Origin of the sequence: Vibrio sp. NH-UV-68, from assembly GCF_042940635.1 — a bacterium.
In the GTDB taxonomy this organism is placed as follows: Bacteria; Pseudomonadota; Gammaproteobacteria; order Enterobacterales; family Vibrionaceae; genus Vibrio; species Vibrio pacinii.
Map to the genome: position 1 here is coordinate 2,184,742 of NZ_CP134975.1, position 14,116 is coordinate 2,198,857.

Sequence of the window (14,116 nt, forward strand, 5' to 3'; positions counted from 1 at the left end):
TTATTTTTGCATCATGTGAATACTGTAATAATCTAATTGAAAGATTTATTTAACCTGTCAAAATGAACGGATTACTCAATATCGAAAGAATGTATTGTCATGATCGAGGGAAAACGTACCTCAGAATCTGTCGCTCTATCCGAGCTTGTCACGATTCAGGCTGGATATCCTTTTAGAGGGGCTATCCGAGATATTCCCTCGGGTGGTGTGCGAGCGGTACAAGCTAAGGACATTTCAGATCTTGGAGAGCTGGTAACCGATAACCTTATCGTTACCGATCTGACAGGGAAAAAACGCCCTGACTGGCTACAACAAGGCGATGTGCTATTCAGTGCCAAAGGCGCAAGGCAACTGGCATGCTATGTGGGGGCTGAACTGGAGAGTACCGTCTGCTCCCCTAGCCTGTTCCTGTTGCGTTTGAAGCCAGAACTCAAGGGTGCGGTAAACACACAGTTTATAACATGGCAACTAAACCAACCTCCTGCACAGAGTTACCTAAAACGTGGCTCTGAGGGTAGTTTACAGATCAGCATTCGCAAGCCTGTGTTAGGCTCTACACCTATTGCGCTGCCAAATATCGAGACACAAAACACGATTGCCAAACTCTATGAAGCCAGCATCAAAGAAAATGCTTTGCTTCATAAGCTTATAAACAACCGTCAGCAGCAGCTTAATGCTATTGCTACTGACTTAATCCAGAATTCTAACCAATGAAAATCGAAGTAATTAAGGCTGGGAAACCATGGTAAACACACCAATCAATCAAGATGAGATCAACAAAGCCGTATGGGCTGCCTGTGACACCTTCCGAGGTACAGTTGACCCATCCATCTACAAAGATTTCATCCTAACCATGCTGTTCTTAAAGTACATTTCTGATGTACACCAAGATAAGTTTGATGAGCTTTCCAAGCAGTTTGATGGCAATGAGCAGATGATCGCTGCCATGATGTCAAAACAGTCCTTCAAAATTCCAGCAGGCGCGACCTTCTGGGACTTGTACGAAGCGCGTTTTGAGGCTGGCAACGGCACACGCATTGACACGGCATTACACGCGATTGAAGAAGCCAACGGCACTAAGCTAAAGAACGTCTTCCAAGACATCAGCTTTAACACCGATAAACTCGGTGATGAGAAACAAAAGAACGACATTCTACGCCACCTACTGGAAGACTTTGGTAAAGATACGCTAAACCTACGCCCAAGCCGCGTTGGGTCACTTGATGTGATTGGTAACGCCTACGAGTACCTCATCAAACACTTCGCTGCTGGCAGCGGTAAATCGGCGGGTGAGTTCTATACTCCGCCAGAGGTATCTGATCTCCTCTCGATTATCCTAGAGCCACAACCAGGCGATAGCATCTGTGACCCGTGTACAGGCTCAGGCTCACTACTAATGAAATGTGGTAAGCAAGTACAAAAAAACTTTGCAGGCTCTAAGCAGTATGCGCTGTTCGGTCAAGAAGCGATAGGCTCAACGTGGTCACTAGCTAAAATGAACATGTTCCTGCACGGTGAAGATAACCACCGCATCGAATGGGGCGACACCATCCGTAACCCTAAACTACAAGACAAAGACGGCGGCTTGTTGCACTTTGATGTACTTACGGCGAACCCACCGTTCTCCCTTGATAAGTGGGGCTTTGAGGATGCTAGTAACGATCACTTTGGTCGTTTCCGCCGTGGCATCCCACCTAAAACCAAAGGTGACTATGCGTTTATCTCACACATGATTGAGACGCTAAAACCGCAAACTGGTCGCATGGGTGTAGTTGTGCCTCACGGCGTGCTATTTCGCGCTTCAAGTGAAGGCAAAATCCGTAAGCAACTTGTTGAAGAAAACCTGCTAGATGCCGTCATCGGCCTACCTGAAAAGTTGTTCTTTGGTACAGGTATCCCTGCTGCGATCCTTATCTTCAAAAAACACAAAGATGATAACAAGGTGCTGTTTATTGATGCCTCTCGTGAGTTCAAGTCTGGTAAGAACCAAAACCAGCTTACGCCTGAGAACATTCAGAAGATTGTTGATACCTACAAGGCGCGAGAAACCACCGACAAATACTCGTATCTAGCGACCCTCGAAGAGATTGCCGAGAACGACTACAACCTCAATATCCCTCGTTATGTGGATACTTTTGAGGAAGAAGAAGAGATCGATCTTGTAGCCGTGCGTAATGAGCGTTTAGCGCTACAAACTGAGTTAGCTGATCTGGAAGCGGAAATGGCAGGTTACCTAGAGGAGTTGGGTTATGGTGCCTAATGGTTGGGAAAAGGCTCTCCTTAATAATTTACTTTGTACATCAATCAAAAATGGTTATTCACCAAATGCCGTCGAGCAAAACACAGGGTATGTTGTACTGGGGCTAGGTGCATTGACCGACCATACTATTGATACAACTAATATCAAAAATGTGGAAGCTACTGAACAAGTACTCAAGACTCAACTATGTCATGGTGACTTTTTAATTAGTCGCTCAAATACACCTGATAAAGTTGGTCGTTCTGTTATGTTTAGAGGTGAAATCACGAACTGCTCTTACCCTGACTTAATGATGAAATTTCGTGCTGACGAGTCTAAGGTAGATCCAAATTATCTAGAAATATACCTCCAGTCACCTAAGGCCAGACAGTATTTCAAAAACTGTGCAGCGGGCAGTAGTAGCTCCATGGTGAAGATAAACAAATCTGTAGTTGAGAAAACTCCAATTTTAAAACCGTCACTCCAAAAACAACGTAAAATCGCCCAAATCCTATCAACGTGGGACAAGGCGATTGCCACTACTGAGAAGCTGATTGAAACCAGCAAGCAGCAGAAAAAAGCCCTGATGCAGCAGCTTTTGACGGGTAAGAAGCGTTTAGTGAACCCTGAAACGGGTAAAGCGTTTGAGGGGGAGTGGGAAGTTACTTCTGTAGATTCTACATCTAAGTGTTTTTCGGGTGGTACTCCATCGAGAACAAAAGATGAGTATTATGGAGGAAGCATTCCATGGATTACTTCAGGTAAGTTAAATGACCGCTTTGTTGAAACAGTAAACGAATACATAACGGAGTCTGGTGTTGCCAATTCATCGGCTAAATATGTCAAACAAGGTGCTTTACTCGTTGCTATGTATGGTGCAACCGCAGGGAAAGTCGCAATAAACCGATTACAATCAGCCACAATCAATCAAGCTGTCTTAGCTCTGGAAGTAAAGAATTCATTTTCAAATATTTTTCTCTTTTATCTATTGGAAAAAGAAATGGAGAAAGCACTGAGCTTAGTTCAAGGTGGTCAGCCTAACTTAAATGCTTCCATTATCAAAAGCATAAAAATCAAGCTGCCAAATTACAAAGAACAGCAAAAAATCGCCTCTGTCCTTACTGCTGCCGATAAGGAAATCGAAGTGCTTGAAGCTAAGCTCGCTCACTTTAAACAAGAAAAAAAGGCACTGATGCAACAGTTGTTGACGGGTAAGCGCCGTGTAAAAGTTGATAATATGGAAGTCGCATAATGAATAAGAGACCTCGCACCATCCAGATTTTTCTACCTAGCGGAGATCCATCGGGTATTCGCATAGCCGAACAAACTACCTCAATCATTCGCTTGATTGAGGTTCCGCGTAGCGAAATGGCAGAATTTATTAGTATGCCAGAATCCAAACAAGTGGGGTTGTACTTCCTTGTTTCTGGTGACAACAAAGAGGAATGCTACATCGGCCAATCTGGTGAAGTGGGGGCTCGGTTGATGCAGCACCATAAAAGCGAAGCTAAAGACTGGGAGCGAGCCTTAGTCTTAGTTTCTCTTACCAACAACCTTACCCAAACTCATGTCCTGTATTTAGAGTCGCTTTCTATTGAAAAAGCCAAAGCATGTCAACGCTACGATTTGCTCAATGGAAATGGTGGACAAAAGCCTCACACCCCTATCCCTCTCAAAGCCGATTGCGACGAAATCCATGATATCGGGAGCCTACTTTTAGCAACTTTGGGTTATCCGATTTTCGAGCCTCTGACTGAGCCAACAACGGAAAAGGCGGAACAGACCTTTATATGTAATCGCGCTGGTGTTGATGCAAAAGGCATCTACACCAGTGAAGGGATGGTTATCTTAAAAGGCTCGTCGGCACCTATGACGACAAAAAGAAAAACCGATCAACGCTTTTATGATAAGCGTGACGAGCTAATTTCGAAAGGTGTGGTCATTGCAGAAGGTCAACGCTTTGTCTTCCAACGCAACTACCTATTTAGAACCCCTAGTGGTGCATCTATGTGTCTCTTGCTTGGCACTTCAAATGGCTGGGTTGATTGGAAAACAGAGCAAGGGGTCACCTTGCATGACCATCAAGGAAGAACGCTAGAGTCTGCTACTGATGTTTCTTCCTCTCCTATCAAATAGGACAACTATCATGGAAAAGCAAACGCTGTTACGAGTACAAAGGTTACTGGACAAAATTAAAAGCATTCCCATAGAAGAAGAATCCGAGCCAACCATATTTAGTATAGGTAGTCGCGGCTACTACGAGAATCCAACCACAGATATTCTCGCTTTTTTTTGCGATACCAATGCTGCTCACGGGCTAGATGATTTAGTTCTTAATGCATTACTAAGCTGTTCAGATAAATTTCAGTCTCTTGACTCAATGCTAATCGAAAGCCCTCAGAGGGAAGTGGTTACGTCTACAGGCAAACGAATCGACTTACTAATCGAAAGTCAGGAATGGGTAATCGTTCTCGAAAACAAACTATTCCATCAACAAAACAATCCTTTTGACGATTATGAATCGTTTATTAGTGATGAAATGCATCAAGATAGGTTTGAAGGTAAGACAGCTATTTTCGTGGTCTTGTCACCTACAGGTGTCGCTGAAGAGACCAATTGGGTTGGAATTAGTTACCCACAGCTTATTCTCTCAATTAAACAACAGCTTGCTGACCACTTCCTTAATCAACCATTAAATAAGTGGACAATTTTATTGCGTGAGTTTCTGCTTCACTTGGAGAACATAATGGCTAAACCCACCCTCTCAAAAGAGAGTATTGATTTTGTATTAGATAATCTCACCGAATTTAAAGCAGCCCAAAGGCTTCAAGAGAAAGCAATCAAAGCTTACCAACAATCGTTGCTTCAAGAGCTTCAGTCGACATTAGAGTGCAACTTACAGACGACGATTCATACGTGGCATGGTTTCCCTGCAATTCGTTTCTCATACGAAAGTTGGAGTAATGAATCAGACGTTGTTCTTTTTCTTGATGGACGAGCAAACAAATCATTCTGTATCAACTATTACTCAGCAGATATCGATACCAATGACAAGAGAGCCATCGCTGATCAGCACTTCAAAGAAGATGATACTGGCAAGCCATGGAATGAAATAAAAGAAACTTTCCGTTGTTACAAAGCACATTTTGCTAGATTCGATGATGACTCCATCACAGATAAACTTGCTCAAAAATTAAAACTGATGGATGTATTTGAAACTGATGTTCGTCCATCTTTACAAGGTGAACCCGCATGAGTCAGATCCCAAACTTCCGAGAAGAACAAAGCGCAAAAATTCCCGCGTTAACCTTGCTCACCAACCTTGGCTATCAGTTCATTCCACCAAGAGAGTGTGTGATGAAACGTGGCAATCTTTCCACGGTCATTTTGCCTGATGTACTGCGTGATGTGCTCAAACACAAAACCTTCTCGTTTATGGGTAAGGATCGCCAGCTATCAGAAGCTGCGATGGATAAAATCGTCCATGAGCTTGCCAACCCTGCCATGAATGAAGGGTTAAAAGCCGCGAATGAAAAGCTGTATAACGCCCTCACCTACGGCATTAGCGTGACCGAGTTTGTGGAGGGTAAAAAAGCTAACCCAACGATTGATATCATTGATTGGCAAAACCCAGAAAACAACCAGTTCCATTTTACTGAAGAGCTAGAGGTCGAAAATGCGCATGGCACGTGCAAGCGTATTCCAGATATTGTCTGCTATGTGAATGGCCTGCCTTGGGTAGTGATTGAAGCCAAGCGCCCAGACTCCTCGCATGAGGGCAAGCCAACGGTGGCCGAAGGTATTTCACAAAACATCCGCAACCAAAAAGTTGATGAGATCCCACACCTATTTGCCTACAGTCAATTACTCATGTCGGTGAACGGAAATGAAGGCTTATATGGCACCTGCGGCACACCGAGTAAGTTTTGGGCGAAATGGAAAGAAGAACAGATCACCGATGCCACCTTTGCACGCCTGAAAAACACACCACTGACGCCAGATCAGCTCGATAAACTGTTTGCGCACCGCCCAGCCAAAGTACGTGATGAATACCTATCGCTGATTGCGGGCGGTGATTTAATGGTGACTGATCAAGACCGCTTGTTGGTATCGCTGCTTCGACATGACCGCCTTCTGGAAATGACTCAACTTTTCACCTTGTTTGATAAAAAAGCGGGCAAAATCGTGGCGCGTTATCAGCAAGTATTTGGCATTAAAGCCCTGATTGAACGCGTAACCTCCTTTGACGAGAAAGGCGCACGTAACGGAGGCGTTATCTGGCATACCACAGGCTCAGGTAAGTCCTTTACCATGGTGTTCTTATCTAAGGCACTGATTTGGATTAAAGAACTCGCCAAGTGCCGTGTTGTTGTCGTAACAGACCGTGTTGATTTGGAAGATCAGCTAGCACGAACGTTTGCCTCTGGCGGTGCGCTGTCTGAAAAAGATCGTAAAACAGCCATGGCAACGACAGGCAAACGCCTTGCTGAACAAATTGGTAAAGGCAACGAGCGTATTATCTTCTCCATCATCAACAAGTTTGGCACCGCAATTGAACTGCCAGAGTGTTACAACGACAGCTCTGACATGATTGTACTGGTTGATGAAGGCCACCGCAGCCAAAACGGTGAAAACAACATTCGAATGCAACAAGCGTTGCCAAAGGCCGCTTACATTGGCTTTACGGGGACACCGCTACTGCAAGATGATAAGACAGAAAACAAGTTCGGTAAGATCATCCATTCGTATACCATGCAACAGGCGGTGGAAGACAAAACGGTAACTCCTTTGCTGTATGAAGAGCGTGTGCCAGAGCTCAGCACCAACGACAAAGCGCTCGATGCTTGGTTTGACCGCATCACCGATAAGCTGACCGAAAAACAGCGTACCGATTTGAAGAAGAAGTTTGCTCAAAAAGGTCAAATCTATCAAACCGAGGGACGTATCGAGCTTATCGCTCACGACATTTCTGACCATTTCCAAAACTTCAAACGCCAAGGTTTAAAGGGCCAGCTTGCGTGCGACTCAAAAGCGTCTGCCATCCAATACAAGAAGCTTCTTGACCAAATTGGCAAGGTCACTTCGGTTGTCGCTATGTCACCGCCAGACACCCGTGAAGGGCACGATACGGTCGATGGTGAAAGCAAAGACATGGTGCAAAATTGGTGGAAGGATAATGTCGGCAACGAAGATGAAAAAGCCTACACCAAACGCATCATTGAAGAATTCGCCAAAGACGATGGCCCCGATTTGATGATCGTGGTGGATAAGCTTCTAACAGGCTTTGATGAACCAAAGAACACGGTGCTGTACATCGATAAGCCGCTGAAACAACATAACCTTATCCAAGCCATCGCTCGTGTGAACCGACTACATCAGAAGAAAGAGTTTGGTTACCTCATCGATTACCGTGGAATATTGAAAGAGCTCGATGCCACCATTGCGGACTACCAAGACTTGGCTGAGCGTACCCAAGGTGGTTTTGATATCGATGACCTTAAAGGCTTATACAGTCGCATGGACACCGAATATAAGAAGCTGCCAGGTCTTTATAGTGAGCTATGGGCAATTTTCGCTGAAGTGCCAAATAAACAAGATGGCCCTGCTCTGCGTCAGGTTCTTGCACCAAAGATTGACACTATCGATGGACAGCTCACTGATACCAATCAAAAGAAGCGTGAAGACTTCTACGCGTCGTTAACGGCTTTCTCCAACTGCCTAAAAGTGGCTCTGCAATCAGCTACCTATTTTGAAGACAAAAGCTTTGACGATAAACGCGAACTCTACAAAAAAACGCTTAAGTCTATGGCTGAACTGCGCAAGCAGGTACGCGAAGATGCCGAAGAAACCATTGATTACGACGAGTATGCTGAGAGTATCCGTACCATGTTAGACAAGCACATTGGTGGCGTTGAGATCCAAGAGTCTAAAGGCGCGTATCTGGTCGGCAGTATGGGTAAAGATGTTAAGCCAGAGCAACTGAGTGATGATGAGGCGCGTAACAAAAAGGATGCGATTACAGGTCGTGTCACTAAGATGATTGAACAAGACCTTGCCGATGACCCATACGCCCAAGAGTACTTCTCAAAGCTTCTTAAACAAGCGATTCAACAAGCCAAAGAGATGTTTGATGCTCCAGTGAAACAGTACCTTCTATTTGCTGATTTTGAACAGCAAGTGAAAGAGCGCAATGTAGAAGGCATGCCAACTGATCGCTTCGCAGAACTAGACCCAAAGATTAAACGCCATGTGCAAGCCTACTTTGGTCTGTTTTTGAAACATGAGAAAGCAGGGCCACAGCTCACTGAAGATCAATACTTTAATTACGCGTTAGAGATTGACGAGAAAGTGCGCAAGGCTGTCGCGGAGTTTTCTATCAACCCCGTAGAAATCGAAAACCAGATCAGCCTGGAGATTCTTCCGCTACTCTTTGCCGATCTTGGTGTCGATAAGGCTCAGATCTTGGTCGACGAAATTGTGCAAATCACTCGATTAGGTTTGGCGGGTCACCATTAATGACATCGGTCAGCTCAAAAGAAAGCAACAAAGAGGAATACAGCTTCGTCTACGGCGATGAAGCTGTCAGTTATGAAGTCGTTCGCAAACCAAACGTGCAAGCCACTTCGGAGCAAAAAGTAAGGCGTAAAATCACAATTAAGGTTCATCCCAATTGTGAGGTGGTAGTAACCGCCCCTGAAGACGCTGAGCGTGAGGATATTCATCAAGCCGTGATGAAACGTGCCAAGTGGGTTTATGATGCACTTAAAGAGTTCAGAGGCCACTTGGAGTATGTGCAGCCCAAGCAATACGTCAGCGGTGAAATGCAGTTCTATCTCGGTCGCCGCTATGTACTAAAAATTGTTGAGGATGCCGATGCCCTGCCCTCGGTAAAAATGACACGCGGCAAGTTACTTGTCACCTTGACCAGGTTTAACGAGGACAAAACAGCCATGGTTCGAGCGTTAGTACGCAACTGGTACAAGGTTCGTGCTGAACGGGTGTTCCATGAACGTCTATCGGAGTTACTACCGCAAGCTAAATGGGTTGACGGCATCCCTAGCTTTCGAGTCCTGCCGATGACAAAGCAATGGGGAAGCTGCTCAGCCAAAGGAAGCCTAATGCTTAACCCACACCTCATCAAAGCACCAAAAGAGTGTATTGATTATGTAATCTTGCATGAGCTTTGCCACATCGAAGAACACAACCACAGTGAAAAGTTTTGGCGGTTACTCAGCAGCGTGATGCCGAACTGGAAAGAAGTAAAAGCCCGTTTAGATGGCATGGCAGAGCTCTACCTTAATGAATAGCTAAGCCCCTATTAACTCACAACAGCCTTCAGGCTAACCCGTTAGGCTGAGGTTTCTTGCCAATTCTTAACCATATTAAGAATTCTTAATACCAGTAAGAAATACTAAGAAGTGCCCATGAGCTCTGCTCATGAAAGAGTCGAGTGCCTTCAAAGCGAAGCTTTGGTTTAGCCACTTTTTGATATTTATATATAAACAGGGAAAGTGGCCCTCTCTTTATCAAATGAATAATGGCTTGAACAGCTTTAGAGAAATTACCCACAATTTAGAGACCTAGATCACATCTAAGAATTTTTTGCTCACTCAGCCTTGCCGATGAAATTTTACTGACTAAGTTAATCCCAGCCAAAGATTACGCTTTGGTGTTCAGATATACCTTCTATTGATTCGTGTATCCGACTGTTAATAAAAATACTAATAACCAAACGCTCGATTCGTCGAGTAAGTGTGAACTGTATTTTTATTGGCAAATTGGAGACATGATGAACAACTCAGCAATCAAATTCAGACATTCAATTCGACACTGCTTAACAGCGGTGGATTTGTCATGCCTGTTATCTAGCACTCTTTAAACCAAAGGAGCGATACAATGATCAAATTTAACATCAATGAACTTCCTCAAGTAGCTTACCTTACCAACAACTTACGCTCGAATTCATGCTTAGAAATCATGGATAAACAGCCAACCAACTCAGGTTTTATCAAAGCTCCAAAGTTGGTTTGTTACATGCTCACGATAACGTTAATTAACACGCTAGAAATCACCGATTTCGATTTCAGACACAATCAATTTAGTTTCACTACTGCTGATTTTGAAAGAATTGATGAGCTTTTTGAGCTCTACTCATCTATGTTCTATAGCCATTCACAATACCTTGTTATCCAATATGAAGACCAAGGTGGTTACCCACGATTTAGATTTGAGTTCGACGTTTCACTAAAGCAGCAAATAATAAATGACTTCAAAGAGCATCGTAAGAATTTGGATCTTCTTCAAATCGCGAGTGCCATTATCGTAGATGCATTGAGCATTCGAAAGTTTGCAGGTCATCTGGAGGTCATTAATCGCCTTGGGGCTTTAGCAGAGATGTCTGCGTACTGAAGTGAAACTACGCTTACTACACAGAGGAGTTATTAAAATCAGGAAAAGTCTCTAGCAATGGTAAACCATGAGCATAGCTCATGAAGAGGTCGACTTACTTCAAAGCGCCAGCTTTGGTTAACTTTGAGCCAGGCCACTTTTTCATTTTTATATATAAACAGAGAAAGTGGCCATTTTTGAAGATCAGGAATTTAAAATTTAAGCTAGGATTCCAAACTTTCCGTTAAAAAGCCTTGTTCAGCAGCAAACTGTTTGATTACCGATTCGCCGATATCAATGTATTGTGAGTAGCGGCAATACAGCAGAATGAGTCCCTTACCATCATCAATCACAGCACGAATGTTGTTCATCCCATTGTCTATAGCAAATTGATCAGGATTCCACTCACACTGGACAGCACGAGGCGCATTGAACATTGTTTGAGCCAGTTGGTCTAGCACCAATCGCGTATTCATTTGCTCGGTTACAATTAATGCGGTTTTGCAGTATGGCATCGTTTTCCTTGAGCGAAGATTCCTGAGTTGTCAAAATACCAGACAAGCATGGTTTTGTAGAGAGCCCATCTATCTAAGGACGAGCTTAGATACCCAATATGAAACTTTATCCCAATCTCATGCGCACTTAATAGAACCATCAACACATTTTCATGCGCCAATAATTGTTTGATGTTGCACTTTTGTGCGCATTAAAGTGTAATCATATATACTCAAAGCTTTTAAATAGGATGCCTCGGTGAATCGGAAACTTCTGCAAAAACTAATCGCGTGGAAAAATAGCAAAACCAGGAAACCTCTACTCATTGAAGGAGCGAAGCAAACAGGAAAGACATACTTACTGCAAGATCTTCTCGGCAGAGAATTTAAAAAAGTTCTAAAAATCGATTTTTTAGAAAGCCCTCAGTTGATGGAAGCTTTCTCTGGGTCTCTAAACCCAAAAGCCATCATTGCTAACATTGAGCTCCTAACTGGAGAAGCCTTCAATTTAGACACAGACCTTCTCATTCTAGATGATATTGGCGAATGCCCAAGGGCAGTAACCTCCCTCAAATACTTCGCAGAACAAGCCCCAGGGGCATATGTTGCTGCTTGTGGCTCTACCATTGGTCTGCTTACATCATTTCCTGTTGGCAAAGTCGAACAGCACTGCTTGAGACCTTTAAGCTTCAGAGAATTTGTATGGGCGTCGGGTGATAAAACATTGCAGAAAGCTTTTGAACAACAGGTTAACTCGCCAGTGGCACACACCAAACTATTAGAGCTTTTGAATGATTACTACTACGTCGGCGGCATGCCTGAAGCAGTTAATACATGGTTCGAAAACTCAGAAACTAACATTCTTCGACGAATAGAAGCCGTATCTGAAGTCCAGAGGAGACTAATTGATGGGTACATGCATGCTTTCGGCCAACACTCTGCCAGCGTTGATGCCAGGTTACTTGAGTCTGTATTTCGAAGCATTCCAGCTCAACTATCATCAGTTCATGACAAGTCAGTAAAGCGGTTCAAGTTTAAAGGTGTCCATGAACGTAAATCCCGTTATGCAGAATACGAAAGCGCCATTCGTTGGCTTCAACAGGGCCAATTGGTTTTAAAGAACTACATCATTGAGGGACAGCCGAAGCCCCCGCTCGTCGCACATAAAAAAGAAAACACATTCAAACTGTTTCTGCTTGATGTGGGGCTTCTAAACCATTTGCTAGACACGAGCTACCTTGAAATCAAACGACAAGGTCATGAATACAAGGGGTATATTGCGGAAAACTTTGTTCACCAGGAATTAGCATCTTTGGGGATTGAACCAACTTTTTCATGGAGCGATGCTCGCGCAGAGATGGAACTAATCATTAGCGACGAGCGTGGCCAAATTATTCCTGTGGAGATTAAATGTAGTAATCGCACACGAGCGAAATCACTGCCATCTTACATAACCAAGTGCAGCCCACACAAAACTATCAAGCTAACAGGAACTCAAGGTTCTCCAACGGCCGAGACTCAAAACATTGAAATGCCGCTGTATTTCACAGAGTTTTTAATGAAACGCCTAAGAAATATCGAAGGCTGAGGGTTGTTTCAAACATTTGAACAAAGCTGTGCCAATATCCATATGATTGCAAGCCAAACAAATTGATCAATCAACAATCAATATCAGGAAATACTACTCTTTCGTATTCGAGTACTTCTGCTTCAACGATAGACCAAACAGTCACTTCGTCTCCTGATACATCAAATACTTTGCCATGATTTTTGGAAGAGATGGACTTCATTTGATCAAAGTTTGATTGAAAACTCTTTATGTTCGGCAGTTGATTCCGCATCATCGATACTGTGACTCGGTCACTCCCATATCGCCTTAACTTAAGGAAAGCATTAAGAATCTGCGCATTGATTTGATGCTGATTTACTGCCCATTTCTTCAGCTTTCTCGCAACTTTCTCTTTTTCTCTAACAACCTCATAAGACATAGAACTACTTGTAGTTTCATGATCTCCAGAGCGAATACCATGAGCGTCGCAAGTTGCACTTCGCTTATGGAAAGAGTTAACTCCATCTTCATTTGCAAAATCGTTTGTATGGATGGACTCGTCGTTCGAGGAGTCTGAACTTTGAGACTCTTCGTTACCATTATCATCCTCACCCTGTAGAATATGCGCTGTAGCTAAAGTGCCAGATTCTTCTTGCTCCATACCAAGTAGAGCTAAAACAGAATGGTGTTTAGATGTAGGCTCTTCACATTCAAACATTAACACCGCCCCTCTTGAGGGTGTCAAAACAAACCCATTAGCAAAGACTTCCAACTTTGCCAATGATGTCCAGGTAAATCGTTTAGAACTCGTGGTTGATGTACAGATTATTGCTTGATTGGATATAGTAACTAGGGCCTTGTCATCCTTCACCCAGTCTTTATTTGCGTGCAGTTGTCCCACTCCAGCATTGTACGTCAACCCTTTAGCAATTCTCATTCGGTATCGGAACCCATGCCCTGCGACTCGACCAGTCGCCTTGTATCGATATAAATCAAAACTTGCTTCTTCAAACATATACTCATTACGCTTACTGCGAATCTCTGAATCGATAGGCCTAATTCCGAGTTCTAGATACTCATTCACCTTTTGATTAATTCGCCTGGAGCTGCGGTTTATCTCTTCCTGCCGATTTTTTTCCGCTGTACTACGAAAGCTTGAAAGGCTAAGTGAAATCAATACCCCAGCAATAAACAGCATCACTAGACTGAAGCCATCCATACTTACGCTTCCTGACAAATAACTTTAATTGTAGTCAAAAGTCAGAATCAGATTAATCAGAACCCCTTGATGCTTGTCGAAGTCGGCGTCAACACGTCCTTGGACAGAACCGACTTAGGCTCGCTGACCTAGATCAACCCATAGGATAAGTTTTAGTACTGCAAAACGCAGAATTATACCGTTTGCTAAGGTGCCGCCCGTGAACGGAAATGGATAATTTCTTCCAA

Annotated in this window: 11 protein-coding genes; 9 read left to right on the forward strand and 2 right to left on the reverse strand. The window is 43.6% G+C overall.

The genetic code is table 11. The features are described 5' to 3' along the window. Nucleotides 1-99 precede the first annotated feature (99 nt). The 8 genes from ViNHUV68_RS09850 (at nucleotide 100) to ViNHUV68_RS09885 (ending at nucleotide 10,648) form a co-directional block, all read left to right on the forward strand. Nucleotides 100-714, forward strand: coding sequence for a restriction endonuclease subunit S (locus ViNHUV68_RS09850; protein WP_391087813.1), 615 nt, complete (start codon nucleotides 100-102; stop codon nucleotides 712-714). A 28-nt stretch (nucleotides 715-742) separates the two neighbouring features. Then, the gene (locus ViNHUV68_RS09855; protein WP_391087816.1) at nucleotides 743-2,260 is read left to right on the forward strand and encodes a type I restriction-modification system subunit M; all 1,518 of its coding nucleotides are present in this window, start codon (nucleotides 743-745) and stop codon (nucleotides 2,258-2,260) included. Then, nucleotides 2,250-3,491, forward strand: a complete 1,242-nt coding sequence (locus ViNHUV68_RS09860; RefSeq protein WP_391087818.1) for a restriction endonuclease subunit S — start codon at nucleotides 2,250-2,252, stop codon at nucleotides 3,489-3,491. Before ViNHUV68_RS09855 ends, ViNHUV68_RS09860 begins: the two co-directional genes overlap by 11 nt. Continuing rightward, the gene (locus tag ViNHUV68_RS09865) at nucleotides 3,491-4,375 is read left to right on the forward strand and encodes a DUF4357 domain-containing protein (protein ID WP_391087821.1); all 885 of its coding nucleotides are present in this window, start codon (nucleotides 3,491-3,493) and stop codon (nucleotides 4,373-4,375) included. Before ViNHUV68_RS09860 ends, ViNHUV68_RS09865 begins: the two co-directional genes overlap by 1 nt. A gap of 10 nt (nucleotides 4,376-4,385) precedes the next feature. Then, nucleotides 4,386-5,495 (forward strand): PD-(D/E)XK nuclease family protein, encoded by a 1,110-nt coding sequence (locus ViNHUV68_RS09870; RefSeq protein WP_391087823.1) that lies wholly within the window; start codon nucleotides 4,386-4,388, stop codon nucleotides 5,493-5,495. Further along, nucleotides 5,492-8,755, forward strand: coding sequence for an HsdR family type I site-specific deoxyribonuclease (locus ViNHUV68_RS09875; protein WP_391087825.1), 3,264 nt, complete (start codon nucleotides 5,492-5,494; stop codon nucleotides 8,753-8,755). The genes ViNHUV68_RS09870 and ViNHUV68_RS09875 overlap by 4 nt, the downstream gene beginning before the upstream one ends. After that, on the forward strand, nucleotides 8,755-9,546 hold the full coding sequence (locus tag ViNHUV68_RS09880) for a YgjP-like metallopeptidase domain-containing protein (protein ID WP_391087828.1): 792 nt from the start codon (nucleotides 8,755-8,757) through the stop codon (nucleotides 9,544-9,546). Before ViNHUV68_RS09875 ends, ViNHUV68_RS09880 begins: the two co-directional genes overlap by 1 nt. 589 nt (nucleotides 9,547-10,135) lie before the next feature. After that, nucleotides 10,136-10,648, forward strand: a complete 513-nt coding sequence (locus tag ViNHUV68_RS09885; RefSeq protein ID WP_391087830.1) for a hypothetical protein — start codon at nucleotides 10,136-10,138, stop codon at nucleotides 10,646-10,648. Between the two features lie 203 nt (nucleotides 10,649-10,851). Here the strand turns inward: ViNHUV68_RS09885 and ViNHUV68_RS09890 are convergent, their stop codons facing one another. Further along, on the reverse strand, nucleotides 10,852-11,142 hold the full coding sequence (locus ViNHUV68_RS09890) for a hypothetical protein (protein ID WP_145577879.1): 291 nt from the start codon (nucleotides 11,140-11,142) through the stop codon (nucleotides 10,852-10,854). Nucleotides 11,143-11,380: 238 nt separating this feature from the next. On the opposite strand from ViNHUV68_RS09890, the gene ViNHUV68_RS09895 reads away from it, so the two are divergent. Next, nucleotides 11,381-12,709: a DUF4143 domain-containing protein gene (locus ViNHUV68_RS09895; RefSeq protein WP_391087833.1), complete on the forward strand. Its 1,329-nt coding sequence runs from the start codon at nucleotides 11,381-11,383 to the stop codon at nucleotides 12,707-12,709. A 70-nt stretch (nucleotides 12,710-12,779) separates the two neighbouring features. On the opposite strand, the gene ViNHUV68_RS09900 is transcribed toward ViNHUV68_RS09895, so the two are convergent. Continuing rightward, nucleotides 12,780-13,889 carry a hypothetical protein gene (locus tag ViNHUV68_RS09900; RefSeq protein ID WP_391087836.1) on the reverse strand — a complete coding sequence of 370 codons (1,110 nt, stop codon included), beginning with the start codon at nucleotides 13,887-13,889 and terminating at the stop codon, nucleotides 12,780-12,782. Nucleotides 13,890-14,116: the final 227 nt, after the last annotated feature.

Bases quoted from the DNA above. Each gene is read 5' to 3' on its own strand.
- ViNHUV68_RS09900 (WP_391087836.1), bottom strand. From the start codon at position 13,889: ATGGATGGCTTCAGTCTAGTGATGCTGTTTATTGCTGGGGTATTGATT.
- ViNHUV68_RS09860 (WP_391087818.1), top strand. From the start codon at position 2,250: ATGGTGCCTAATGGTTGGGAAAAGGCTCTCCTTAATAATTTACTTTGT.
- ViNHUV68_RS09885 (WP_391087830.1), top strand. From the start codon at position 10,136: ATGATCAAATTTAACATCAATGAACTTCCTCAAGTAGCTTACCTTACC.
- ViNHUV68_RS09865 (WP_391087821.1), top strand. From the start codon at position 3,491: ATGAATAAGAGACCTCGCACCATCCAGATTTTTCTACCTAGCGGAGAT.
- ViNHUV68_RS09855 (WP_391087816.1), top strand. From the start codon at position 743: ATGGTAAACACACCAATCAATCAAGATGAGATCAACAAAGCCGTATGG.
- ViNHUV68_RS09850 (WP_391087813.1), top strand. From the start codon at position 100: ATGATCGAGGGAAAACGTACCTCAGAATCTGTCGCTCTATCCGAGCTT.
- ViNHUV68_RS09870 (WP_391087823.1), top strand. From the start codon at position 4,386: ATGGAAAAGCAAACGCTGTTACGAGTACAAAGGTTACTGGACAAAATT.
- ViNHUV68_RS09875 (WP_391087825.1), top strand. From the start codon at position 5,492: ATGAGTCAGATCCCAAACTTCCGAGAAGAACAAAGCGCAAAAATTCCC.
- ViNHUV68_RS09890 (WP_145577879.1), bottom strand. From the start codon at position 11,142: ATGCCATACTGCAAAACCGCATTAATTGTAACCGAGCAAATGAATACG.
- ViNHUV68_RS09880 (WP_391087828.1), top strand. From the start codon at position 8,755: ATGACATCGGTCAGCTCAAAAGAAAGCAACAAAGAGGAATACAGCTTC.